The sequence below is a fragment of the Metapseudomonas resinovorans DSM 21078 genome, from assembly GCF_000423545.1.
Classification (GTDB): domain Bacteria; phylum Pseudomonadota; class Gammaproteobacteria; order Pseudomonadales; family Pseudomonadaceae; genus Metapseudomonas; species Metapseudomonas resinovorans.
In genome coordinates, this window is the sequence record NZ_AUIE01000006.1 from 263,015 (window position 1) to 284,658 (window position 21,644).

Annotated in this window: 18 protein-coding genes and 1 pseudogene; 3 read left to right on the forward strand and 16 right to left on the reverse strand. The window is 65.7% G+C overall.

What is annotated here, in order from left to right:
- The first annotated feature begins 217 nt into the window (after positions 1-217).
- Positions 218-628, forward strand: coding sequence for a tetratricopeptide repeat protein (locus G559_RS0107330; RefSeq protein WP_028627624.1), 411 nt, complete (start codon positions 218-220; stop codon positions 626-628).
- A gap of 52 nt (positions 629-680) precedes the next feature.
- Positions 681-2,159 carry a DNA recombination protein RmuC gene (rmuC, locus tag G559_RS0107335; RefSeq protein WP_028627625.1) on the forward strand — a complete coding sequence of 493 codons (1,479 nt, stop codon included), beginning with the start codon at positions 681-683 and terminating at the stop codon, positions 2,157-2,159.
- Between the two features lie 53 nt (positions 2,160-2,212).
- On the opposite strand, the gene G559_RS0107340 is transcribed toward rmuC, so the two are convergent.
- The 3 genes and pseudogenes from G559_RS0107340 to G559_RS0107350 form a co-directional block, all read right to left on the reverse strand.
- Positions 2,213-3,097, reverse strand: a complete 885-nt coding sequence (locus tag G559_RS0107340; RefSeq protein ID WP_028627626.1) for a metal-dependent hydrolase — start codon at positions 3,095-3,097, stop codon at positions 2,213-2,215.
- A gap of 10 nt (positions 3,098-3,107) precedes the next feature.
- A complete protein-coding gene (locus G559_RS0107345) occupies positions 3,108-4,871 on the reverse strand; it encodes an SDR family oxidoreductase (protein ID WP_028627627.1) in 1,764 nt (587 codons plus the stop codon).
- Positions 4,872-4,906: 35 nt separating this feature from the next.
- A pseudogene (locus G559_RS0107350) lies at positions 4,907-5,182 on the reverse strand (M24 family metallopeptidase); the annotation flags it as partial.
- Positions 5,183-5,443: 261 nt separating this feature from the next.
- Between G559_RS0107350 and G559_RS0107355 the strand changes: the two are divergent.
- Positions 5,444-6,253, forward strand: coding sequence for a MerR family transcriptional regulator (locus G559_RS0107355; RefSeq protein ID WP_028627629.1), 810 nt, complete (start codon positions 5,444-5,446; stop codon positions 6,251-6,253).
- Positions 6,254-6,257: 4 nt separating this feature from the next.
- Here G559_RS0107355 and G559_RS0107360 read toward each other — a convergent pair whose 3' ends face one another.
- From G559_RS0107360 to G559_RS0107420, 13 genes are all read right to left on the reverse strand, one after another.
- Complete coding sequence (locus G559_RS0107360; RefSeq protein WP_028627630.1) at positions 6,258-7,514, reverse strand: MgtC/SapB family protein; 1,257 nt, start codon at positions 7,512-7,514, stop codon at positions 6,258-6,260.
- A gap of 118 nt (positions 7,515-7,632) precedes the next feature.
- On the reverse strand, positions 7,633-8,904 hold the full coding sequence (locus tag G559_RS0107365; RefSeq protein ID WP_028627631.1) for an MFS transporter: 1,272 nt from the start codon (positions 8,902-8,904) through the stop codon (positions 7,633-7,635).
- Between the two features lie 188 nt (positions 8,905-9,092).
- Positions 9,093-9,764, reverse strand: coding sequence for a hypothetical protein (locus G559_RS0107370; protein ID WP_081667947.1), 672 nt, complete (start codon positions 9,762-9,764; stop codon positions 9,093-9,095).
- Entirely contained in the window at positions 9,761-10,945 is a 1,185-nt protein-coding gene (locus G559_RS31090) for a methyl-accepting chemotaxis protein (protein WP_081667949.1), read from the reverse strand. Before G559_RS31090 ends, G559_RS0107370 begins: the two co-directional genes overlap by 4 nt.
- 104 nt (positions 10,946-11,049) lie before the next feature.
- On the reverse strand, positions 11,050-12,297 hold the full coding sequence (locus G559_RS0107380) for an alginate export family protein (protein ID WP_028627634.1): 1,248 nt from the start codon (positions 12,295-12,297) through the stop codon (positions 11,050-11,052).
- A 469-nt stretch (positions 12,298-12,766) separates the two neighbouring features.
- Positions 12,767-13,558 (reverse strand): ABC transporter ATP-binding protein, encoded by a 792-nt coding sequence (locus tag G559_RS0107385; RefSeq protein ID WP_028627635.1) that lies wholly within the window; start codon positions 13,556-13,558, stop codon positions 12,767-12,769.
- A 14-nt stretch (positions 13,559-13,572) separates the two neighbouring features.
- Positions 13,573-14,430: a nitrate ABC transporter permease gene (ntrB, locus tag G559_RS0107390; RefSeq protein WP_028627636.1), complete on the reverse strand. Its 858-nt coding sequence runs from the start codon at positions 14,428-14,430 to the stop codon at positions 13,573-13,575.
- A gap of 14 nt (positions 14,431-14,444) precedes the next feature.
- On the reverse strand, positions 14,445-15,728 hold the full coding sequence (locus G559_RS0107395) for a CmpA/NrtA family ABC transporter substrate-binding protein (protein WP_028627637.1): 1,284 nt from the start codon (positions 15,726-15,728) through the stop codon (positions 14,445-14,447).
- Between the two features lie 441 nt (positions 15,729-16,169).
- Positions 16,170-16,748: an ANTAR domain-containing response regulator gene (locus G559_RS0107400; protein WP_028627638.1), complete on the reverse strand. Its 579-nt coding sequence runs from the start codon at positions 16,746-16,748 to the stop codon at positions 16,170-16,172.
- Between the two features lie 20 nt (positions 16,749-16,768).
- The gene (locus G559_RS0107405) at positions 16,769-17,983 is read right to left on the reverse strand and encodes a CmpA/NrtA family ABC transporter substrate-binding protein (RefSeq protein ID WP_028627639.1); all 1,215 of its coding nucleotides are present in this window, start codon (positions 17,981-17,983) and stop codon (positions 16,769-16,771) included.
- Positions 17,984-18,158: 175 nt separating this feature from the next.
- Positions 18,159-19,541, reverse strand: a complete 1,383-nt coding sequence (gene ppnN / locus G559_RS0107410) for a nucleotide 5'-monophosphate nucleosidase PpnN (RefSeq protein WP_028627640.1) — start codon at positions 19,539-19,541, stop codon at positions 18,159-18,161.
- Between the two features lie 254 nt (positions 19,542-19,795).
- The gene (locus G559_RS0107415; protein WP_028627641.1) at positions 19,796-20,842 is read right to left on the reverse strand and encodes a class I SAM-dependent methyltransferase; all 1,047 of its coding nucleotides are present in this window, start codon (positions 20,840-20,842) and stop codon (positions 19,796-19,798) included.
- A 225-nt stretch (positions 20,843-21,067) separates the two neighbouring features.
- Entirely contained in the window at positions 21,068-21,559 is a 492-nt protein-coding gene (locus G559_RS0107420; RefSeq protein WP_028627642.1) for a hypothetical protein, read from the reverse strand.
- Between the last annotated feature and the right edge of the window lie 85 nt (positions 21,560-21,644).

Sequence of the window (21,644 nt, forward strand, 5' to 3'; positions counted from 1 at the left end):
TTTTATAATTGGTGAAAAAATCATCAGTTTGAGCGGAAGCCACGCTGCATAGGCACTTGGTGACGTTTCGAGCATCTTCTTCACAGAGTTATCCACAGCTTCTGTGGATTGTCCCGAGCACTTGCTCTAGAACGCGACCTGCGGCAATTGCAAGACTTTACCTGCTACGAAAAAGGAGTAGAGTTGCGCGCCTTTCCGGCCACCTGCCTCTTTTTTCATGAAGTACCGCGTTCCCGCCGACTCCATTGCCAATCAGCAAACCTTGCCGACCCGAGTCGCCCTCTGGCTGCTGGACAGCCCGCGCCTGGGCCAGACGCCGAGCGTGAAGCGGTTCGCCGGCAAGCTGCTCAAGCAGCCGGCACGAGAAGGTGTGGTGGCGGCCCAGAGCCGTCTCGGGCAAATGCTCTGCCGCGACTGCGGCAACCAGCGTGACCGCCGCATCGGCCTGGACATGCTGAGACAGGCCGCCCGTGCCGGTGATCGCCGTGCGCAGCTCGAGCTGGGCCGCCTGTGCAGCCAGCCGCGCATCAACGAGCCGGAACAAGCCCGCCACTGGCTGGAACAGGCCGCTGCCCAGGGGTCCCACGAAGCCAAACGCCTGCTCAGCCGCCTCCCGCTGCAATCCTGATCGCGCCGCGCGCCGCTGGGTATACTCGCGGCATTCCAGCGCGGAGCCGCTCATGCCCCTAGATATCCCCAACCTGTTGATTGGCCTGCTGGCCGCCGCCGTGCCCCTGCTGGGCCTGGCCTGGCAGCAGCACCGCAAGCTCACCGCCCTCCAGACCGAACACACCCTCCTTGAAGAGCGCCTGGCCAATGCCCAACTGGCCCAGGACGGCCTGGCCGTGCAACTGGATGACAGCCGCGACGAGAACCGCGAGCTCAGCCAGCTGAATGCCGCCCAGCAGGCCGAGTTGGCGGCCCTGCGCCGTGAGGCCGAATTGCTCGGCGTCGAACGCCAGAGCGCCCGCGAAGCCTTGCTGGCGTGGAACCAGGAACGTGAGCGCAAGGATGCCGAGCTGCGCCGCCTGGATGCCGATCGCGCCGGACTGGAGGCCGAACTGCGTGAACAGCGTGAGGCCCACGAACAGCGCCTGGGCGACCTGCAGGCCGCCCGCGACGACCTGCGCGCACAGTTCGCCGAACTGGCGGGGAAGATCTTCGACGAACGCGAACAGCGGTTCGCCGAAACCAGCCAGCAGCGCCTCGGCCAGTTGCTCGACCCGCTCAAGGAGCGCATCCAGGCCTTCGAGAAGCGGGTGGAAGAAAGCTATCAACAGGAAGCCCGCGAGCGCTTCTCTCTCGGCAAGGAGCTGGAGCGCCTGCAACAGCTCAACCAGCGCCTGGGGGACGAAGCCACCAACCTCACCCGCGCCCTCAAAGGCCAGAAGACCCAGGGCAACTGGGGCGAGCTGGTGCTGGAACGGGTACTGGAGCATGCCGGCCTTGAGAAGGGCCGCGAGTACCAGACCCAGGTCAGCCTGAAAAGCGCCGAGGGCGAGCGCTTCCAGCCCGACGTGCTGATCCAGTTGCCGGGGGACAAGCAGGTCGTGGTGGACGCCAAGGTCAGCCTGACGGCCTACCAGGCGCTGGTCGCCGCCGAGGACGAAAACACCCGCAGCCAGGCCCTGAAACAGCACGTACTGTCCCTGCGCAGCCACCTCAAGGGGCTGTCGGTGAAGGACTACCAGCGCCTGGAGGGCCTGCACAGCCTGGACTTCGTGCTGCTCTTCGTGCCCATCGAAGCGGCTTTCGCCGCCGCCTTGCAGGCTGATCCAGGGTTGTTCCAGGAGGCTTTCGAGCAACACATCGTGATCGTCAGCCCGACCACCCTGCTGGCCACCCTGCGGGTGATCGACAGCCTCTGGCGCCAGGAGCGGCAAAGCCAGAACGCCCGGGAAATCGCCGAGCGAGCGGGAGCGCTGTACGACAAGTTCGTTGCCTTCGTCCAGGACCTGGACGAGATGGGCAGCCGTCTGCAGCAACTGGACAAGGCTTATGCCAACGCCCGCAACAAGCTGGTGGAAGGCCGCGGCAACCTGATCAGCCGGGTGGAAAACCTCAAGCTCCTCGGCGCCCGCGCCAGCAAGAGCCTGCCCAATGACCTGCTTGAGCGGGCGGCGGGGTTGCCGCTGCTGGATGAGCAGATAGAGGGCTGAGGTTGTTGGGCAGACCTTCGGTCTGCTTCGCGAATGAATTCACTCCCACATGGTCAACCCGTCGCCTCCGCCGCTGCCCTTTGGGCGGCCGGTGAGCTGGCCAGGTAATCCAGCGCCACCTGCAGATCGCCTTCGCTGCGCGGGTGAAAATCCGGTTTGAAATACCGCAGCACCGCCACGCCGATGCTGCCCATGGCAGGGAGCAGGTCGCGCTTGCCCAGGGCGTGCCAGAGCCGCAGGAAGCCCCAGTGGTAGCGGGTGGCCGGGTCCTGGCGCATCAGGGTGCGCATGGAGCGGCTGAACAGGAAGATCAGCGCGCCGCTGGCCACCAGCATGTAAAACCAGCGCATCAGCAGGCTGCCTTTCAGGTGCACGTGCAGGTCGTGGGCCACGCAGCGGTGTTCCACTTCCTCGGCACCGTGCCAGCGCAGCAGGTCGAGCATCACCGGGTCGGCGTTGTCCAGGCTGCGGGTGGTGATGATCCAGTTGCCCAGCACGCAGGTGAAATGTTCTACCGCGGCAATCAGCCCAACGCGCTGCCGCAGCCACCAGGGCTGCAGCCAGCGGGTGACGGCGTTTTCGCCCAGCGGGTAGTCGCACAGCACCTTCTCGAACAGCCAGTAGATGCCCTTGGTGAACGGCGTCGGGTCGATGCCGTGGCGCTCCAGGTAGGGCGTGAGGGCGCTGTCATGGGCGCGGGCGTGCTGCGCTTCCTGGCGCACGAAACCGCGCACGTCCTCGTGCAGGCGCTCATCGGTAATCAGCGGCAGGGCCTTGTTGTAGACCCGGCAGAACCAGAATTCCCCAGCCGGCAGGATCAGGTGCAGGGTGTTCATGATGTGCGAGGCCTCTGGCTCGCCGGGCACCCAATGCAGCGGCGTGTCGGCGAAGTCGAAACGCACCTTGCGCTGTTCCAGGCGGTGATGCTCATGGCTCATGGAGAGGGCCTCAGGCAGAAAGGTTCATGCGCGCCAGCAGGCGCGACAGCCAGGGAGCGAAGCGCCATTGGGCGACGCTGAGATGGGCTTCGCTGCCCACCGCCTGCACGGCCTTGTTGCGCTCCACCGCATCGGCAATGCTCGCGGCCACGGTTTCGGCGCTGAGGTTGCGGCGCCGATAGAGCCGCTGCACCTTGGCCTTGCGCTTGGCTTCGGCTTCGCTGTCCAGGCCGTTGAAGCGGGTAGCCTGGATGATTCCGGTGTTGACCAGGCCGGGGCAGATGGCGGTGACGCCGATGCCCTTGCCGGCGAGTTCGGCGCGCAGGCATTCGCTGAGCATCAGTACCGCGGCCTTGCTGGTGGCGTAAGCCGGGTAGTTGCGTGACGGCACGAAGGCCGCTGCCGAGGCGACGTTGACGATGTGCCCGCGCTTACCGGCATCGACCATCTGTTGGGCGAACAGGCGGCAACCGTCGATCACGCTCCACAGGTTGACCCGCAGCAGGCGCTCCCAGTCCTCGGCTCGGGTATCGAGCATGGCGCCGGCCATGCCGATGCCGGCGTTGTTGATCACCAGGTCGGGGCAGCCGAGCTCTGCCTGTACCGAATGGGCGAAGGCCTCCATCTGCGCGCTGTCGCTGACATCCAGTTGCCACGCCCAGGCCTCGGCGCCCAGGGCGCGGGCCAGTTCGGCACTGCGTTCGGCGGCGCCCAGGTCGATATCGGCAGCCAGAACGCTGGCGCCGCGTTCGGCGAACTCCAACAGGGTGGCGCGGCCAATGCCGCCACCAGCGCCAGTTACCAGCACCAGCTTGCCGGCGAAGCGGCCACTGCCGGGCCGTATCTTCGCCAGATCCAGGGCACGGCTGGCGTTGCCGCCTTCGAGGTGATCGACGAACTCCCGAATCCACCCGGCCAGGCGGCTCGGGTCGGCCATCAGTTGCCAGTGCCCGGCGGCCACCTCACGACGCCACAGGCGTGGAACCCATCGATCCAGGTCCTGGAACAGCTGCGGGCGCACGAAGCGGTCGCGGGTGGGGACGATCAGTTGCACCGGCACCTCGGTCGGGCGCTGGCGCGGGCGGAACAGGCTGGTGATGAAGTTGGCGCGATAGAGCTTCACGCCGTGTTGGCCATCGGATGCCTGGGTGGGGTTGGGGCGTGATTCGCGCACGCCCTCCAGGCGCCGCAGCAAGGTCGGCCAGGCGCGGGCGAGTCCGACACGCCAGAGCAACTCCGGCAGCAGCGGGGTGTGGAAGAACGCGATATACCAGGAGCTGACCAACTGCCCGATCACCTGGCCGAGCGCGCGTGGGCGCTTTTCCTTCAGGCGCGCGCGCATCCAGAGGCCCACGTGGTCGAGGCAGGGGCCGGACACCGTGGTGTAGGAGGCCAGCAACGGCTGGATACGCGGCTCGGTGACCGCTTCCCAGGACTGGATCGAACCCCAGTCATGGGCCACGAGATGCACCGGGCGATCCGGGCTGACGGCCTTGATCACGGCCTCCAGGTCGTTGGCCAGCTTCTCCAGGCGGTAGTCGCGGGTCTTGCGTGGGATATCCGAGGCACCGGCGCCGCGCACGTCGTAGGCGATGATCTGGTAGTCGGCGGCCAGCTCGCGGATCAGCGGCAGCCAGACTTCGTGGTTATCGGGGTAGCCGTGTACCAGCAGCAGGGTTGGCCCGGCGGCATTGCCCCAGCGGTAGGCGGCCAGTTCCACGCCATCGCCTTTCACGGCCAAGCGCTGGGGTTCGAGCATCAGTGGCGCGTTCATGCGGCCACCTGCCTGGCCTGGCCGCGGCGAGCATGGGGCATGCCTTCCTCCAGCTGCTGCTTGCCCGGATAGAAAGCCAGATTGAAGCCGCCCAAGTGGCGCAGCCCGTCGAAGCCCTTGAACACGGTGCGCGGGCCGAACCAGTCCTTCACGCCGTGATCCTGCAGCCAGGTCTTCATCAGGGCAGCGGCTTCCTTTTCACTGACCCCGGGCTTGAGTTCGCCGGCGATGGTTTCCGCGCAGCGATAGGCCAGTTGCTGCGCGTTGCGGAACTCGGACAGGTCTTGGGCACTGAGGGCAGGGGCAGGCATGGTGATCTCCGTGTCGTGACTGTTACATCAGTCAATGTCACGGTCATTCTTGAACAGGAAATCCGACCCTGGCCATAGCCGCGCCCTGCTCGGCGTACGTGCTGTTACCGCGTTACCGCCGAGCGTCAAGGCTCGATATAGAGCGGTTGCGATGAGGTTTTTGCGCTGTGCCGGATCGCGCCCTGCGGCAAGTCCAGCCAATGGTTGGGCCAACCCAGGCGTTGTTGTTGGGGGGAGAGAGGCGGCGATATGATCCGGGCCATGAAAAATGTCCCTTCCTTTCTCAGTAAGTTGCTCAACCAGGCCGCCGAGGCTCCGGTGCTGCCGGATGCCGAATACACGGTGGATGAACTGGCCGTCGAGGCCGGTACCACAGTGCGCAACCTGCGCGCCTATCAGGATCGTGGCCTGTTGCCGCCGCCGGAGCGGCGTGGGCGTGTGGGGATCTACAACGGCGAGCACCTGGCGCGGTTGCGGCTGATCGGCCAGTTGTTGGAACGCGGCTACAGCATCGCCAGCATCCGTGAGCTGCTGGAGGCCTGGGAGCAAGGGCAGGATCTCGCCCATGTACTGGGGCTGGAACAGGCCATAGTCGGCGCCTGGAACCTGGTGGAACCGACGCGGTTGGGCTTCGACGAAGTGCAGGCGCTGTTCGGCGCCGACCTCACCGACGACAACATGGACCGCGCTCGTGAACTGGGTCTGATCGAGTTCGCCGGCGACCATCTGCGGGTGCTCAACCCGCGCGTGTTCAATGCCGGGGTGCAGCTCTACCGCTCGGGGATTCCACTGGATGCGCTGCTGGACCAGTTCGCGGCTATCCGCCGCCAGGTGGAGCCGGTGTCGGCCGGCATCGTGCGGATGATCGTCGAGCACCTGGTCAACCCGCTGCTCTCCAGCAGCCTGCCCCACGTCAGCGAGCTGGATGACCTCAATCGCCAGTTGCTGGCCCTGCGCCCGCTGGTGGAACAGGTAGTGGACAGCGAGCTGGCGCGTGGCCTGCAACTCTCGGCCAATCAGGAGTTGGGAGAGCGCGTAGGGGAATTGCTCAAGGGGTTCCTGAAGCGCTGAACCTTCAGGCCATCAGCAGGACAACGGTACCCGCCAGCAACCCTCCACCGATAAAGGGAAAGGTGCGCAGCGCCAGTCCTTTGCCGCCGATCACCGCAATCAGGCCCGCTTTCACCAGGCTATTGCTCAGCACCGCGAGGAAGATGCCGCGCACGGCCACTTCCGCCCCGAGCTCACGGTTGGCACCCCTGGCCAGCGACAGGGTAATGGCATCCACATCCGTGAGGCCCGAGAGCAGCGAGACCAGGTAGACGCCCACATCTCCCAGGTAGCGGCGCGCTGCCTCAACCAGGAACAGGATCAGCGCCAGCAACGCGGCGAAGCGCAGGGCCGGGCCCAGCTCGAAGGGGTTTTTCAGGGGCGGCTCGGCTTTGGGTGATTCATCCTCGGCGGCCATTCTCCAGTAGAAGAACGCGCCGGCGGCGTAGACCAGCGCTGTAATACCCAGGGGCCAGCCCAGCCTGGGCAGCAGGGCGGGGTTCACCAGACCGACCTCCAGCAGCACCCGGGGAAACATCAGCGCGGACGTCGCCAGCAGGCCGGCGGCCAGCAGCGGGCGCAGGGACCGGTGCCCGGTGAGGTGGGACAGCGTGATGGTCATCGCTGTCGAGGACACCGTGCCGCCCAGCAATGCTGTCAGCAGCAGGCCGCGCTGGGTGCCCACCAGGCGGATGGCAAAGTACGCGGCGAACCCCAGCGCGGCGATCAGCACCACCATCCACCAGGTGGCGTAGGGGTTGAAGACTTCCCACGGTCCGTAGCCTTTATTGGGCAACACCGGCAGCATCACCACAGAGATGAACAGCAGCTTCAGGGCCGCCGAGAGCTCCGTCTCCTGCAGACGGAACAGCGCCTTGTGCAGTTCATCCTTGAGGCTCAACAGCAGCGCAACGACCACGGCTCCGGACGCGGACAACGTGTGATAGCCAGCCACCGCCAGGCTGCCCAGAAGAAAGGTGATGAGCAGGGTCAACTCGCTGGAGAGTCCCAGGTCGCCCACATAGACGAGTTCGCCGAAGTACGACGCGATCACCAGCACGGCGAAGCAGGCGAAGATCGCTACCCAGACCGCGGTGCCAAACTGCTCGCCAAGAAAGGCGGCGAACCCGCCGAGCAGCCCGGTGAGGCCGAAGGATCGGATGCCCGCCACCAGCCGCAGGGCCTCCTTGTTGCGCTCGCGCCAACCGCGCTCGGCGCCAATCAGCAGGCCGACGGCAAGGGCGCTGGCGAAGTCGAGCAGGACATCCGTAGCTTCGGGCATGGCGCTTCCTTTCATCGGGATAGGAAGCAGTCTAGACCGGGGTGGGGGCGAAACCTTGATTTGGGTCGGTGCCGAGAAAAGTGCGAGCTGACCGTTCAGGACGCTTCCGTTGTCGGCATCACCCCATCAACGCCGCCCGCCGTCCTCGATCCAGTCGCACGGTAGCCAGCAGCAGCAGGCCAACCACGAAGTAGCTGCCGGTGATGAGCATGGCCAGGCGGTGGTCGCCGCCGGACAACCAACTGGCCAGGCCGTAGGTCATTGGGCCGAGGATCGCGGAGAGCTTTACCGCCTGGCCCCAGAGTCCGAAGAACTCCGCCAGCCGCGTGGGTGGGGCGAGCAGGCCGACAATGGCGCGCCCTGCCGACTGGCTGGCGCCCATGCACAGGCCGGCAATATTGGCGGCGGCCCAGAACAGCGCCGGGCCGCTGGCCAGCCAGACCATCCCCACCATGGCCAGCCAGCCCAGCAGGGTCAGCGCCAGGGTGGGACGGTGGCCGATGCGGTCTTGCAGCCAACCGAAGAGCACGGCGCCGACCGAGGCGGTGATGTTGACGATGAAAATCAGCAGCAGAGTGTCCTGGGTGGTGAACCCCATTACCTGATTGGCGTAGATGGCCGCCAGGCTGATCACCGCGGCGATACCGGCCTGGTAGCAGACGGTACAGGCCAGGAAACGCATCAAATCGCGGTAGCGCCCGGCGTCGCGCATCGTCTGGGCAAAACGTCTCCAGGCCCCACCTTCCGCTGCCGGTTGCGGCTGGCTGCGTTCCTTCAGGTAGAGAAAGGTCGGGGTACTGGCCAGGGCGAAGAGCAGGGCGGTGATGAGCACGCACACCGGCACGAACTGCGCGGCGGTTTGCCCCTGGCCCTGCGCCCAGCTGACATAGCCCAGGCAGGCGCCCAGGCTGACCAGCCCGCCGATATAGCCCAGCCCCCAACCCCAGCCGGATACCCGACCCAGCGCATCGTCGCGGGCAAGCTCGGGCAGGAAGGCGGCAATCAGGTTCTCCCCGGTGCCGAAGAAAAAGTTCGACAGCACCACGAACAGCACCGCCAGTGCCAGGGCGCCGGGTCCGGCCAGGGCCAGCGCGGCGGTGAAGACCACACAGCCCAGAGCGCTGAACAACAGTAGGCGTTTCTTGCAGGCGGCAGCGTCGGCGTAGGCCCCGATCAAGGGCGCGGTGAGGATCACCAGGGCGTAGGAGATGGCGAGGGTGCTGGTCCAGGCCAGGGTGCCCCAGGGTTTCCCCTCGGCGACCACGGCAACGAAATAGGCGTTGAAGACAGCGGTGATGATCACCGTGGTGTAGCCGGAGTTGGCGAAGTCGAACATCGCCCAGGCCCAGATTTCCCGGCGCGTCACACCGGTGGCAAGGCTGGATCGCATGGCACTTTTCCCCTGTCGAGCGTCCCGGAGAGCCTAGTCCCACCCGCGCCATCACGCGACCGTGGCGCTTTTTCACCCTGTTCGCGTTCGGTCGCCGTCCGGCTGCTGGAGTTGCGCAAGACCTCTGGGAAGGTCGTGCGCAAACCTGGACGGAATAACGCTGCCCAGCGCGGGACTTGGCCCCCGGCTCAGTCCAGGCTGCTTCGCAGGGCTTCGATGCGTTTGTCGATCAGCGGCGTGAACAGGGCATAGAGTTGAGCGGGCTGGAGTGCCAGGCTGCGCGTGCTGAACAGGTTACGGGCCAGTTGTGCCAAGGCTTCGCGCAGCTCGGTATCGGCGCTGCCGAGCAGGCGATCGTGCAGGTACTGCAGCTGGATGCGCAGTTCCAACGGACACTCCGGCAGGGCGGCGGCCCGAATCGACAGGCCGCGTAGACGGCCCAGATCCTCTACCTGCCAACAGCGATCGGCGATGCCTGGCGTGCGCTGGAGCAAACGGCACATGTGCAGCTCCAGGAACCGGATTCGGGCGAGCAGGGACTCCAGGAGGCGGCAGTGGCCTTCGAAGTCCGCCGGAGCCTGGAGCAGAGACCGCCAGGCCCGCTGGTGGTCGGCATCTGGCCAGGCCTGCCAGCTGCGTTCAAGTTGCAGTTCCAGGCACTGGCGGTCCCGCACGGCGTCCGGGCCCGTCTGGCCGCCCAGCGCACGATGGCGCTGCACGCCCTGCATCAACTCAAGGCCCAGCAGCAGGTCACGGTTCAGCGTCTGGACGACGCGGTGTTGCCGGCGCTGGCTGAGGTTCCAGGGGAGTGCGCAGGCGGCCAGCAGGCAGGCGACTATCAGCAAGGCTTGCAGGATCATCGCGCGACCTCCCCGCTCAGTCGCGACAGGTAACGGGTCAGGCCGTGGAGGCTGCGCGTCTGGCCGCTCTGGGTTTCAAGGCTGTCGCTGATCTGCTGCAGTTGCTCGCAAAGCGCCTGGTTCGCCTGATGATGCTCACCCAGGGCTTGCTGCATGCTGCCGAAGCGTTGCAGGTTCTCCCGGCTCTTTCCGGCCAGCCGGTCCAGGCTCTCCGCCAGTTGGCTGCTTTGCCCGCTGCCCTGCTCCAACAGTTCGCGGTGATGGGCGACTTCCCGGTCGACCTGGCCGACCGCTGCCGTGATGGCCGTGGCCGCCGCGGTGATGCCGCGTGTGGTTGCATCGGTGGCAGTGGCCATTCGCCGGACCTCTTCGGCGACGACGGCGAAGCCGCGGCCATGTTCGCCGGCGCGGGCCGCTTCTATGGAAGCGTTCAGGGCCAGCAACTGGGTTTGCTTGGCCAGGTCCTGGATGCTTTGCACCGACTGCTCGACCAGCGCCGTGCTGTGCAGCAGGTTTTTCACGGCATTGGCCGTATCGCCCAGGCTGTCGCGAATGTCGCCCATGCCTTCGCCAAGCGCTTCTGCCGCGCGGCAGCCGTCTTCGCCCTGGGCCAGCGCGGCGGCGAACGCGGTGCGAGCGTCGCTGGCCAGTTCGTCGACGCTGGCCAGGCTGCGTTCGATCTGTTCGCTGGCGGCGGCGATCATGGTCACCCGCTGACTCTGCTCGCTGCCCTGGACATGGGCTGTCTGGGCCAACTGTTCGAGGGCCTGGCTGGAGAAGCGGACCTCACTCTGCAACCGCTCGGCACCGCGCAACTGCTGGTCGCAGCTCACCAGCAGGGTGGCCGGATTGCAGCCCGGCGGGGCGTCCAGGAGACGGGCCAGTTCGTTGAGCCAGAACGCATCGCGGCGTCGCTGGTGACGCTCCAGCAACCGCAGGGCGAACGCGAAGTAGAGGGTGCAGAGCAGCAACCCGAGGGTAACCGGCGCCAGTCCGGCGCGTGCGCTGGCGGTCGCGCAGAGAGCCAGGCCCAGGGGCAGCCATAGGCCCGCACCGGTGGCCGCCAGCAAGGCGCTGCCCGGTTCGAATCCCCGCCAGATGCGCGAAGGCGGCAGGGCCGCGCTGGGTGCATCGGGCACCTGGCCGGTGCGTTGCCCTGCCGGAAGCGGAATGTCTTTCATGGTCGGCTCCTGTATCGCGCCTGCTTTTCCCGCGGACCGGGACGATACGGTGCGCGGCATGGCGGCCGCGCACCGAAGGCCGGCCCGCTATGGGCCGGATTCACTCAGTAGCTGTACTGCGCCTGCAGCCAGAACTTGTCGGTATCCACCGTCCGGCTTCGATCATCCGAGTCGTAGGCGGCGTACTTGATCAGCCCGACCAGGCCCTTCACCCCGGGAATCGGATGGGCATAGGACAGGTCGATTTCGCTGCCGTAGCTGTCGCCGTTCCGCTCGGTCTCGAAGTCGTGGTACCAGGCCTGCAGGCTGCCGCCGGCCAGTGGCGCGGTGACGCCGAAGTAGGCGTCCTCGATGCCGTCGGCCGGGGTGGTGAGGAACTGGTCGGCCCAGCCCTGGAACAGGTGCTTGGTCGCCAGCGGCGTCTGGAAGGCGCGGTTGCCCGGTCCGCTGTCTCCGCCCAGCACCTCGTAGCCGGCTTTCAACTGCAGCCCCTTGAGGGTGTAGCCCAGCTCGGCGAGGTAGTACTCGCTGTCCAGGTCCTGCGGGTTGTCGGCGTAGTCCTGCTGGCGCGCGTACTCAAAGACATAACTGAAACCGGCCAGGGCGCCGTTCAAACGCAGGCCTCGGGTTGCACTGGACAGGCTGCCCAAGGGAGCGCTGGCGGTGACGGCGATGTTGTCCAGGCCGAGCAGGTAGCTGTAGGCGGTCACCGTGAGTTCGGGCATGACCAGGTACTGGGCATTGAACAGGTGGCTGTGGCCTTCGATGTTGGCCGGGTTGGTGCGGTTGTCGAAGCGGCCGTTGTCCGGGCCGAAAATGCTGTTGATGTTGTCGAGATAGGCATAGGTCAGGGTCAGGCCTTCGAGAGGCTTGAGTTGGCCGAGGGCCGCATCGTAGGTCTGCTCGTTCTGGCGCCAGGCGACGCCGCCGACGTAGCGCTGGTTGTCCAGGTTGATGCGCTGGCGGCCTAGCACGGCGCTACCGAACGCCTGGTCGTAGCGCAGCAGGGCCTGGTTGACTTCACTGCCGTCCGGGTCGACCACCATGGCGTAGTCGGTCTGGCCGTTGCGACTACTGTTGTAGGCGGCATCGCCCAGGCGGCTGACGTTGTCCACTTCCACCAGGCCGGAGAGGCCGTACCACTTGCCGCTCTGGAAGCCCACGCGGGTGCGCAGGGTCTGGGCATTGGCGTTACGCAGGTTGTTGTCCTGCTCGACGTTCTCGTAGCGGTGGCGGGCATCGAGGATGGGCTTGCCCTGGGTGAACAGGTTGCCCAGATCCTCGGCGGCCAGGGCGGCGTGACTGGTGCCGGCAACGGCCAGCGACAACAGGGCGGGCTTCAGCATGTGCATAGCGGTCTTCCTAAGTCTGGAAAGCGCAAAAAAAACGCCGCGGCACCCCAGCTCCGGAAGTGGAGGGGTGACCGCGACGTCGTTGTCGGTTGAGTGGCAGACACGCCGTTGTGCTGACCGGAGGAGGTCATAGCAGGCTCTGTGCCAGCTTGTTCAAGAGGCTGATTTAAAAGGAATTTATTCAGCGTAAAGAACATTTCGCGATTACGCCCTGGACATTCGTGGGCCAGGTTGCATTGGACGGGTGCGAGGCACGCCACAGGAGCCCCTGCATGGGGCATGTGAGCCGGCGGGTGGCCAACCTTCGTAGCAGGCGGGCATGTCGCAGCCCGGATGAATGCCGTGAGTGCCGGTTGAACTTTCCCCGGATTTCATCCGGGCTACCGGCTGGAAAACAGTGTTGCCTCTGCGGGGCAGAGAGAAACAAAAAGCCCGGCGCGAGGCCGGGCGGGTCTCTTGGGGCGGATGCCTAGGCGGCGGGACGCTGCTGGCGTTGGTAGAGGAACTCCAGTACAGCGGTGCGGTACGCGTGGTAGTGGGCATCGTTGGCCAGGGTCAGGCGGTCGCGCGGGCGCGGTAGTCCGACCTCGACGATGTCGCCTATGGTGGCAGCCGGCCCGTTGGTCATCATCACGATGCGGTCGGAAAGCAGCACGGCCTCGTCCACGTCATGGGTGACCATCACCACCGTGCTGCGCGTTTCGCCGACGATCCGTAGCAGTTCGTCCTGCAGGTGGGCGCGGGTGAGGGCGTCCAGTGCGCCGAAGGGCTCGTCCATCAGCAGCACCTTGGGCTCCATCGCCAGGGCACGGGCGATACCCACGCGCTGCTTCATGCCGCCGGATATCTCGTTGGGGTGCTTGTGCGCCGCATGCTCCAGGCCGACCATCTGCAACGCCGCCGCCGTGCGCTCCTTGAGCCGGGCCTTGCCTTCGCGATTGCCGAAGACCCGCTCCACCGCCAGGTAAACGTTGCCGAAACAGGTCATCCAGGGCAGCAGGCTGTGGTTCTGGAAAACCACGCCACGTTCCGGTCCGGGGCCGTCGATTTCCCGCCCGTTGCAGATCAGCCCGCCTTCGCTGGCGTCCAGCAGGCCGGCGATGAGGTTGAGCACCGTGGACTTGCCACAGCCGGAGTGGCCGATCAGCGAGACGAACTCGCCGCGGGCGATGCAGAGGTTGACGTTGCTGAGGGCCTGGAAGCGGCCCTTGCGGGTATCGAAATGCTTGCTGACACCGGTCAGCTCGACGAACTTGTCCATGGTCTCTCTCCGGGTCAGTTGGCGTAGTCGAAGCGCTTGGCCAGCCATAGCAGGCTCTGTTCCAGGGCCAACCCCACCAGACCGACGATGATGATGGCGATGAGGATGTGCTCGACGTTCAGGTTGTTCCATTCGTCCCACACCCAGAAGCCCAGGCCGGTGCCACCGGTGAGCATTTCCGCCGCCACTATCACCAGCCAGGCGACGCCGATGGCCAGGCGGATGCCGGTCATCAGGTGTGGCAGCACGGCGGGGAAGAGGATGCGGGTGAGCACCTTGAACTCGGAGAGTTTCAGGACCCTCGCCACGTTGAGGTAGTCCTGCGGCACGCTGGCGACGCCCGCGGCGGTGTTGAGGATGATCGGCCAGATGGAGCTGATGAAGATCACCCAGATCGATGCCGGGCCGGCGGCTTCGAATACCAGCAGGCCAATGGGCAGCCAGGCCAGCGGGGAAACCGGTCGCAGCAGGCTGATGATGGGCGAGAGCATGCCGGCCAGGAAGGCAAAGCGGCCGATGGCGAAGCCCAGTGGAATGCCCACCAGCGCGGCCATGCCAAAGCCCAGGCCGACCCGGCCCAGCGAGTGCAGGATGTTCCAGCCGATGCCCATGTCGTTGGGGCCGTTGTCGTAGAAGGGATCGGCGAACAGTTCCAGCGCCGAATGCCAGGTCGACAGCGGTCCCGGCAGCCCTTCGCTGCGGGCGGCGACCAGGGCCCAGAGGCCGATGAACAACAGCAGGCCAAGCAGCGGTGGGACCAGCGTGCGCGCGAGGTTGCGCAAGACCTCCGCGCCGGGTCGGGCCGGGCGCGGGGCGTCGCTGGGAGCGACCTTGGTGGCCGCTGGCAACGGGGTGTTCAGGGGTGCATTCATGGTGGCCTCCCGAGTCAGACTTTGATGGCAAAGGACTGGGCGTAGGCGGCCGGGTTCGAGCCATCCCACACCTTGCCGTCAATCAGCGTGTTGCTGCGCATCTGGGTGGCCGGCACCGGCAGGCCGAGGGCGCCGGCCGCTTCGCTGAACAGCCGGGTCTGGTTGACCTGGGCAGCGACGGCGGCGTAGTCGGGGTCCTCCTTGATCAGGCCCCAGCGGCGGAACTGGGTCATGAACCACATGCCGTCGGAGAGGTACGGAAAGTTCACCTGGCATTCCTTGCAGAAGGCCATGGCGTGCGGGTCGTCCCATTGGTTGCCCAGGCCGTCTTCGTAATGGCCGAGGAAGCGCTGTTCGATTACGTCCACCGGGGCGTTCACGTAGGCCTTGCCGGAAATCAGCTTGGCGGTGGCTTTCTTGTTTTCCGTGCTGGCTTCGATGAAGCGGCTGGCATCGAGCAGGGCCATCACCAGCGCCCGTGCGGTGTTGGGGTTCTGTTCGACGAACTCACGCGAGCATCCCAGGACTTTCTCCGGGTGGTCCGCCCAGATCTGCTGGGTGGTGGCGGCGGTGAAGCCGATCTTGTCGGAGATGGCCCGCGCGCCCCAGGGCTCACCAACGCAGAAGCCGTCCATGTTGCCGACACGCATGTTGGCGACCATTTGCGGCGGCGGCACGGTGATGGTCTTGACGTCGGTCATCGGGTTGATGCCGTAGTTCGCCAGCCAGTAATAGAGCCACATGGCGTGGGTGCCGGTGGGGAAGGTCTGGGCGAAGGTCAGCGGGTTACCGCCTTTGCGGATATGCGCGGCGAGTTGCTCGCCGTTGGTCACGCCCGCTTCTTTCAGTTGGCGGGAAAGGGTGATGCCCTGGCCGTTCTGGTTGAGGCCCATGAGCACCGCCATGTTCTTTTGCGGTCCGGCGACGCCGAGCTGGGAGCCGTACATCATGCCGTAGAGCACGTGGGACGCATCCAGCTCACCAGTGTTCAGCTTGTCGCGCACACCGGCCCAGGAGGCTTCCTTGCTGGGGGTGATGGACAGGCCGTACTTGGCGGCGAACCCCTGGGTGGCGGCTACGACCACCGAGGCGCAGTCGGTCAGCGGAATGAAGCCGACCTTCAGTGCGGCCTTCTCGGGGGCATCCGAGCCGGCAGCCCAGGCGGCGCTGCGCAGGAGGTCGGGCGCGGAAAGCCCGAGGGCGGCCACACCTCCGACGGTGCTGGCGATGGCGATGGACTGCTTGAGGAAGTTGCGACGGCTGTTGTTCACCGGCTCTTTGGAATCACGTTCGCTCATGGTGTTGTCCTGATTGGAGGGCAAAACAAAAACGGCGTACGCCAGAGCTCCCGATAGGGGAAGGAGCTCTGACGGACGCCGTTGTCCGTGATCCGCGGCCCACCGCCGTTGGCGCGCTACGCAGGAATCTGCAGAAGGATTTGCAAAGGCCTTGCCAGTATTTTTCCGTGCCGCGCCAGAGGACTGCTCAACGCAGCAGAAAGCAGCGAAAAGCTAGCCGAATCAGCAGCTTGCTGAGTATTAATCAGATGTGGCGAGAGGCGACCGGGCTTGAGCCCGTGGGCCATATGGGTGCGCGGCGATGGGGGGTTGAACGGTATCGGGTCGCCGGGGCGGTTTCTGCAATGGTTCGGCAGGGGGAGATAGGCAAGGCGGAGGGGGTAAGCCAGCGTCCCGGTGGTGGGACGCTGGCTCGACGCAGGGGCAAGCGGCGTTGCGTCGTCAGACCCCCAGCATTTCATGAGTGGCGATGATCTGCTCGGCGACCTGGATCAGCTTCTGCTGCCGGCTCATGGCCTGGCGCCGCATCAGGGTGTACGCGTCGTCCTCGCTGCAGGCCTTCATCTTCATCAGCAGTCCCTTGGCGAGTTCGACCCGCTTGCGTTCAGTCAACTGGCTGTCACGCTCGAGCAACTGGGCGCGCAGGGCCTGGTCGGCCTCGAATCGGGCCATCGCCACGTCCACGATCGGTCGCAGGCGCTCGGCGAGGATGCCTTCGACCACGTAGGCACTGACCCCGGCCTGGATCGCCTGGCGCATCAGGCCGGGGTCGTGATCGTCGGTGAACATGACGATCGGGCGGGGCCGGTCGCGGCTGACCATCACCACTTGTTCCATCATGTCGCGGCCGGCGGATTCGGTGTCGATCAGCACGACATCGGGGCGCGTCGCCTCGATGCGCTCGGGCAGGTCGATGGTCAATCCGGTCTCGTCGATGACGTCGAAGCCCGACTCGACCAGGGCCTGGCGCAGGCGGCCGACCTTCTTCGGCGTGTCATTGATCAGGAGGATGCGAAGCATGCTGCGGTCATCTCCACGTGTCATGGGGAAGGGGCGGCAGCCTTGGAGCTGCGGGCGTGGATGGCGAAGCTGCGGGCATAGCCGGCCGGATCGCTGCCATCCCAGATATGGCCGTCGAACAGTCTGGCGCTGCGCATGGGTCGCTCCGGTACGTCGATGCCCAGCGCGTCGCCGGCTTCCCGGTAGAGCGCGAGCTGGTGGATTCGACGGGCCACACCGAGATAGTCCGGGTCTTCCCTGAGCAGCCCCCAACGGCGGAACTGCGTCATGAACCAGATGCCGTCGGACAGCCAGGGCATGGTCGCCTCGCCGCTGGCGAAGAAGCGCAGCGGGTGGGCATCGCGCCAGGCATAGCCGAGGCCGTCTTCATAGTGTCCGAGGAAGCGCGGCTCGATCGCCGAAAGCGGTGCATCGAGGTACTCGCTGCCGCTGATCAGGCGGGCCGTGCTGCGCTTGTTCTCTTCGTTCGCATCGATGAAGCGGCTGGCTTCCAGTACGGCCATGGTCAGCGCGCGGGCGGTGTTGGGGTATTGCTCCACGAACGCGCGGGTACAGCCAAGTACCTTCTCCGGATGGTCGGGCCAGATCATCTGGCTGGTGGCCAGGGTGAAGCCCTGCTTTTCGTCCACGGCCAGCGCTCCCCAGGGGCCGCCGGCGCAGAAACCGTCGATGCGACCGGCGCGCAGGTGCTGGACCATCTGCGCGGGTGGCACTACCACGGTGTTCACATCCTCCAGGGGGTGAATGCCGTGGGCTGCCAGCCAGTAGTTGAGCCACATGGCATGGGTGCCCGTGGGGAAGGTCTGGGCGAAGGTCAGCTTCCCACCGCGCTGGCGCATATGGGCGACGAGGGCCTCGGCGCGTGTCACGCCAGCCTGGCGCAGTGGCTCGGAAAGGTTGATCGCCTGGCCGTTCTGGCACAGCCCCATGAGGATTGCCATCTCGGTGGGAACGCCCGCCAGGCCAAGGTGGATGCCATAGACCTGGCCATAGAGCGAATGCGCGGCATCCAGTTCACCGCACAGCAGCCGGTCGCGCAGGCCGGCCCAGGACGTTTGCCGCTTCAGCTCCAGGGTCAGGCCGTAGGGCTGGGCGAAGCCCTGGGTGGCCGCGACGATCAGCGAGGCCGCGTCGGAAAGGGCCATGAACCCCAGGTTGACTGTGCGCTTTTCCGGGGCATCGCTGCCCGCGACCCAGGCGAGGTTGTCGTTACGGGTGCAACTCTTGTCGGTCATGTCGTTTGTCCCGCCACTGAACGAAAAAGGCGCCGCTCCCGCCACCACGGGGGTGGTGACGGGAAACGACGCCATCGTCTGTGAACCGACTCCGCCGTTGGAGTGGGTTCTATGGCAGAAGCATTAGCAAGCGATATGCCAGGGTGCCTGACCGTCTGGCGAACGTGCCCTGGTACTACGCGCCGCTCTGTGCGACCCGGTAGCACGGCACGTAGGCCGCGCCGCCCGGCAACTTCATCCGGTGCTGGCGGACGAAGGCCTGGAGCAACTCGTCCAGCGGCTGCATGACCACGGCGTCGCCGTGGATCTCGTACGGACCGTGTTGTTCGATCAGGCGGATGCCCTTGTCTTTCACGTTGCCGGCAACGATGCCGGAAAACGCTCGGCGCAGGTTCGCGGCGAGTTCGTGGGGCGGCAGGCTACGGCTCAGGTTGAGGCTGGCCATGTTTTCGTGGGTGGGTTCGAAGGGGCGCTGGAAGCTTTCGTCGATCTTCAGCAACCAGTTGAAGTGGAAGGCATCCGCGCGCTCGCGGCGGAACTGCTTCACCGCCTTCAGGCCCTGGGCCATTTCGATGGCCACTTCCGCCGGGTTGTCGATGATGATCCTGTAGCGGCGCTGCGCGTCTTCACCGAGTGTCGCGCCGACGAAGGCGTGCAGTTGCTCCAGGTAGGCGGCGGCGCTCTTCGGCCCGGTGAGCACCAGCGGGAACGGCAGGTCCTGGTTGTCTGGGTGCATCAGGATGCCCAGCAAGTAGAGGAACTCCTCCGCCGTGCCCACGCCGCCCGGGAAGATGATGATGCCGTGGCCGACGCGGACAAAGGCCTCCAGGCGCTTCTCGATGTCCGGCAGGATCACCAGCTCGTTGACGATGGGATTGGGCGCCTCGGCGGCGATGATGCCCGGCTCGGTCAGGCCCAGGTAGCGGCCACCGTGGATGCGTTGCTTGGTATGGCCGATGGTGGCGCCCTTCATCGGACCCTTCATCACGCCGGGGCCGCAGCCCGTGCAGACGTCCAGGCTGCGCAGGCCCAGTTCGTGGCCGACCTTCTTGGTGTACTTGTACTCATCGGTGCTGATGGAGTGGCCACCCCAGCACACGACGATTTTTGGCTCCACGCCGGCGCGCAGGGTGCGGGCGTTGCGCAGCAGGTGGAAGACGTAGTCGGTGATGCCCTGCGAGCTCTCCAGATCGATGCGCAGGCTGTCCAGTTCGTTCTCGGTGTAGACGATGTCGCGCAGGGCGCTGAACAGCATCTCGCGGGTGCTGGCAATCATCTCGCCATCGACGAAGGCATCGGCCGGGGCGTTGATCAGTTCCAGGCGCACGCCACGGTCCTGCTGGTGGATGCGGACTTCGAAATCCTTGTAGGCGTCGAGGATGGTCTTGGCGTTGTCGATCTGCGCGCCGGTATTGAGGATGGCCAGGGCGCACTGGCGGAACAGCTGGTACATGCGGCCGGAACCGGCTTCGCTGAGCTGTTGCACTTCGAGTTGGGAGAGGGTTTCGAGGCTGCCCTTCGGGCTGACCTGGGCATTGATGACGTGTCTTCTGGCCATTCGAGATTTCCTTGGAGCGATGCCGGCGGGCCGGACGGCCACACGCGGCGGAATGCGGGGCGCCGTTGTCCATGGCGCGGGCTGAGGCGGTGATTCTTATCTGTGCATTGCGAGGTTACGGAATTGTGTCGCAGAGATCCTTCCCGCGCACGGAGTCAGGTAATAGCGAGATTAGTAGCTGTCTGACAAGGAGTTTCTTGGCGATGTTCAGTGGCGCGGCGTGGTGGACCGTTGGTGTACGGTCCACCTGCGGCTCACTTGCGGGCTTCCAGGATCAGGTTGAAGGGCGTTTCCGTGGCCCGCCGGAAGTGGGTGAATCCGGCCTCTTCGAACACCTTGCGCAGGCGGGCCTCGCCGGCCTGGGCGCCGAGGCCGAGGCCCACTTCCTGGGACAGTGAGTTGGGCGTGCAAATGAAGGTGGAGGCCGAGTAGAACAGGCGGCCGACCGGGGTCATGTTGTCATCGAGATCATCGTTGGCGTAGGGCTCCACCAGCAGCACGGTGCCATCCGGTTTCAGCGTCTGGTAGGCGTGCCTGGCGGCTCCCACCGGGTCGCCCATGTCGTGCAGGCAGTCGAAATAGCAGATCAGGTCGTAGCCGTCGCCTGGATAGTCCTTGGCACTGGCCTGGGCGAAGGTCGCACGATCCGCCACACCGCCCTCAGCAGCGCGCCGATTGGCCGTTTCGATGGACGGGCCGTGATAGTCGAAACCGATGAAGCGCGAGGCCGGGAAAGCCTGTGCCAGGATCACGGTGGAGGCGCCGTGACCGCAGCCGACATCGGCCACCTTGGCGCCGGCCTTCAGCTTGTCGACCACGCCGTCCAGGGCCGGCAGCCACTCGGCCACCAGGTGCGCCCGGTAGCCGGGCCGGAAGAAGCGTTCGGTGCCGCTGAACATGCAAGGGTGGTGGTCGCCCCAGGCCAGTCCGCCGTCACCGCGCATCGCTTTCACCAGCTTGTCCTTGTCGTGGAAGAGTGAGGCAATCACCGAAGCGCCGCCGGCCACGTAAACCGGCGAGTCTTCCTGGGCCAACGCCAATGCCTGTTCTTCCGGCAGGCGGAAGCGTCCGTTGTCGTGTTCCATGTAGCCGGAGGCGGCGTGAGCGCTCAGCCATTCGCGCAACAGGCGTGCATTGCAGCCGGTTTTGGCGGCCAGGTCGTCCGGGCTGATCGGCTGGCTGTCGGCCATGGCGCGATACAGGCCGAGCTCTTCACCGAGAACGATGTTGGCGAGCATGGCGGCGCCGCCCATATCAGCGACCAGCTTGCCCATGAAATCATTGAGTCTGGATTCGTCCACTGCCTGTCCTCCTCTGGCAAGGGGGCAATCATCTGGCCGGGGCGACAGCGAAATGCGGCGGCGGGGGGAGATACGGCGCAAGGGTGGAAGGAGCCGCGGCAGCCGAGTCGTGCGAAGCTGGAGTGGCCCCTTCCTTGTCCCACAATCGCGGGACACTCTTAGTTTAGTGGCCCACCGCTGGCCAAATGCTGGCGAGCACTGGCAGCCGATAAGCGGTGCAGTCGCTCAGACGTAGATGCTGACCCCGCCCTTGGCCTGCAACCAGTCGCGGTAGGTGGTCAGGGAGGTGGTTTCCTTGTCGCCGTCGTAGCCGATGAAACCGATGCCGCTGTCTTTCTCGTCGAAACCGGCATCGATCAGCTTCTGCACCTTGTCTTTCAGTTTCAGGGCATCGTCGCGGTCCAGTTCGGACACGTCCGGTAGCTCGATCTTGCTGTTGCCGGTGTTCGACTGAGTATTGTCCGTGGCGCGCGTACTGGTGGGCTGGCTACCGCTGATGGCTCCGCCACCGCTCATGGCGCGAAACAGGCCGCCACGGCTCTGGGCGATCAGTGCGTTGGCATAGCGGCGCAGGTCGGCGACCGGATCCTGGGTGGTGGTCGATTTGTCTTCGGCCTTGGTCGTGCTGGTGCCGCCGGTGTTGCTGGTGGCGGTGCTGCTCCTTGAGGCAAGTCCCAGGTAGCTGGTCAGGGCCGATTGGTTGGAAATGGTGGTCATGGCAGGTCCTCTGCTCGATCTGGCCACCGGCTCAGCAGGAATCGGGCCAGCTCGCTGAGGGGGCCGTGGTTGCTGGTGTTTGCTG

Bases quoted from the DNA above. Each gene is read 5' to 3' on its own strand.
- G559_RS0107330 (WP_028627624.1), top strand. From the start codon at position 218: ATGAAGTACCGCGTTCCCGCCGACTCCATTGCCAATCAGCAAACCTTG.
- rmuC (WP_028627625.1), top strand. From the start codon at position 681: ATGCCCCTAGATATCCCCAACCTGTTGATTGGCCTGCTGGCCGCCGCC.
- G559_RS0107340 (WP_028627626.1), bottom strand. From the start codon at position 3,097: ATGAGCCATGAGCATCACCGCCTGGAACAGCGCAAGGTGCGTTTCGAC.
- G559_RS0107345 (WP_028627627.1), bottom strand. From the start codon at position 4,871: ATGAACGCGCCACTGATGCTCGAACCCCAGCGCTTGGCCGTGAAAGGC.
- G559_RS0107355 (WP_028627629.1), top strand. From the start codon at position 5,444: ATGAAAAATGTCCCTTCCTTTCTCAGTAAGTTGCTCAACCAGGCCGCC.
- G559_RS0107360 (WP_028627630.1), bottom strand. From the start codon at position 7,514: ATGCCCGAAGCTACGGATGTCCTGCTCGACTTCGCCAGCGCCCTTGCC.
- G559_RS0107365 (WP_028627631.1), bottom strand. From the start codon at position 8,904: ATGCGATCCAGCCTTGCCACCGGTGTGACGCGCCGGGAAATCTGGGCC.
- G559_RS0107370 (WP_081667947.1), bottom strand. From the start codon at position 9,764: ATGATCCTGCAAGCCTTGCTGATAGTCGCCTGCCTGCTGGCCGCCTGC.
- G559_RS31090 (WP_081667949.1), bottom strand. From the start codon at position 10,945: ATGAAAGACATTCCGCTTCCGGCAGGGCAACGCACCGGCCAGGTGCCC.
- G559_RS0107380 (WP_028627634.1), bottom strand. From the start codon at position 12,297: ATGCACATGCTGAAGCCCGCCCTGTTGTCGCTGGCCGTTGCCGGCACC.
- G559_RS0107385 (WP_028627635.1), bottom strand. From the start codon at position 13,558: ATGGACAAGTTCGTCGAGCTGACCGGTGTCAGCAAGCATTTCGATACC.
- ntrB (WP_028627636.1), bottom strand. From the start codon at position 14,430: ATGAATGCACCCCTGAACACCCCGTTGCCAGCGGCCACCAAGGTCGCT.
- G559_RS0107395 (WP_028627637.1), bottom strand. From the start codon at position 15,728: ATGAGCGAACGTGATTCCAAAGAGCCGGTGAACAACAGCCGTCGCAAC.
- G559_RS0107400 (WP_028627638.1), bottom strand. From the start codon at position 16,748: ATGCTTCGCATCCTCCTGATCAATGACACGCCGAAGAAGGTCGGCCGC.
- G559_RS0107405 (WP_028627639.1), bottom strand. From the start codon at position 17,983: ATGACCGACAAGAGTTGCACCCGTAACGACAACCTCGCCTGGGTCGCG.
- ppnN (WP_028627640.1), bottom strand. From the start codon at position 19,541: ATGGCCAGAAGACACGTCATCAATGCCCAGGTCAGCCCGAAGGGCAGC.
- G559_RS0107420 (WP_028627642.1), bottom strand. From the start codon at position 21,559: ATGACCACCATTTCCAACCAATCGGCCCTGACCAGCTACCTGGGACTT.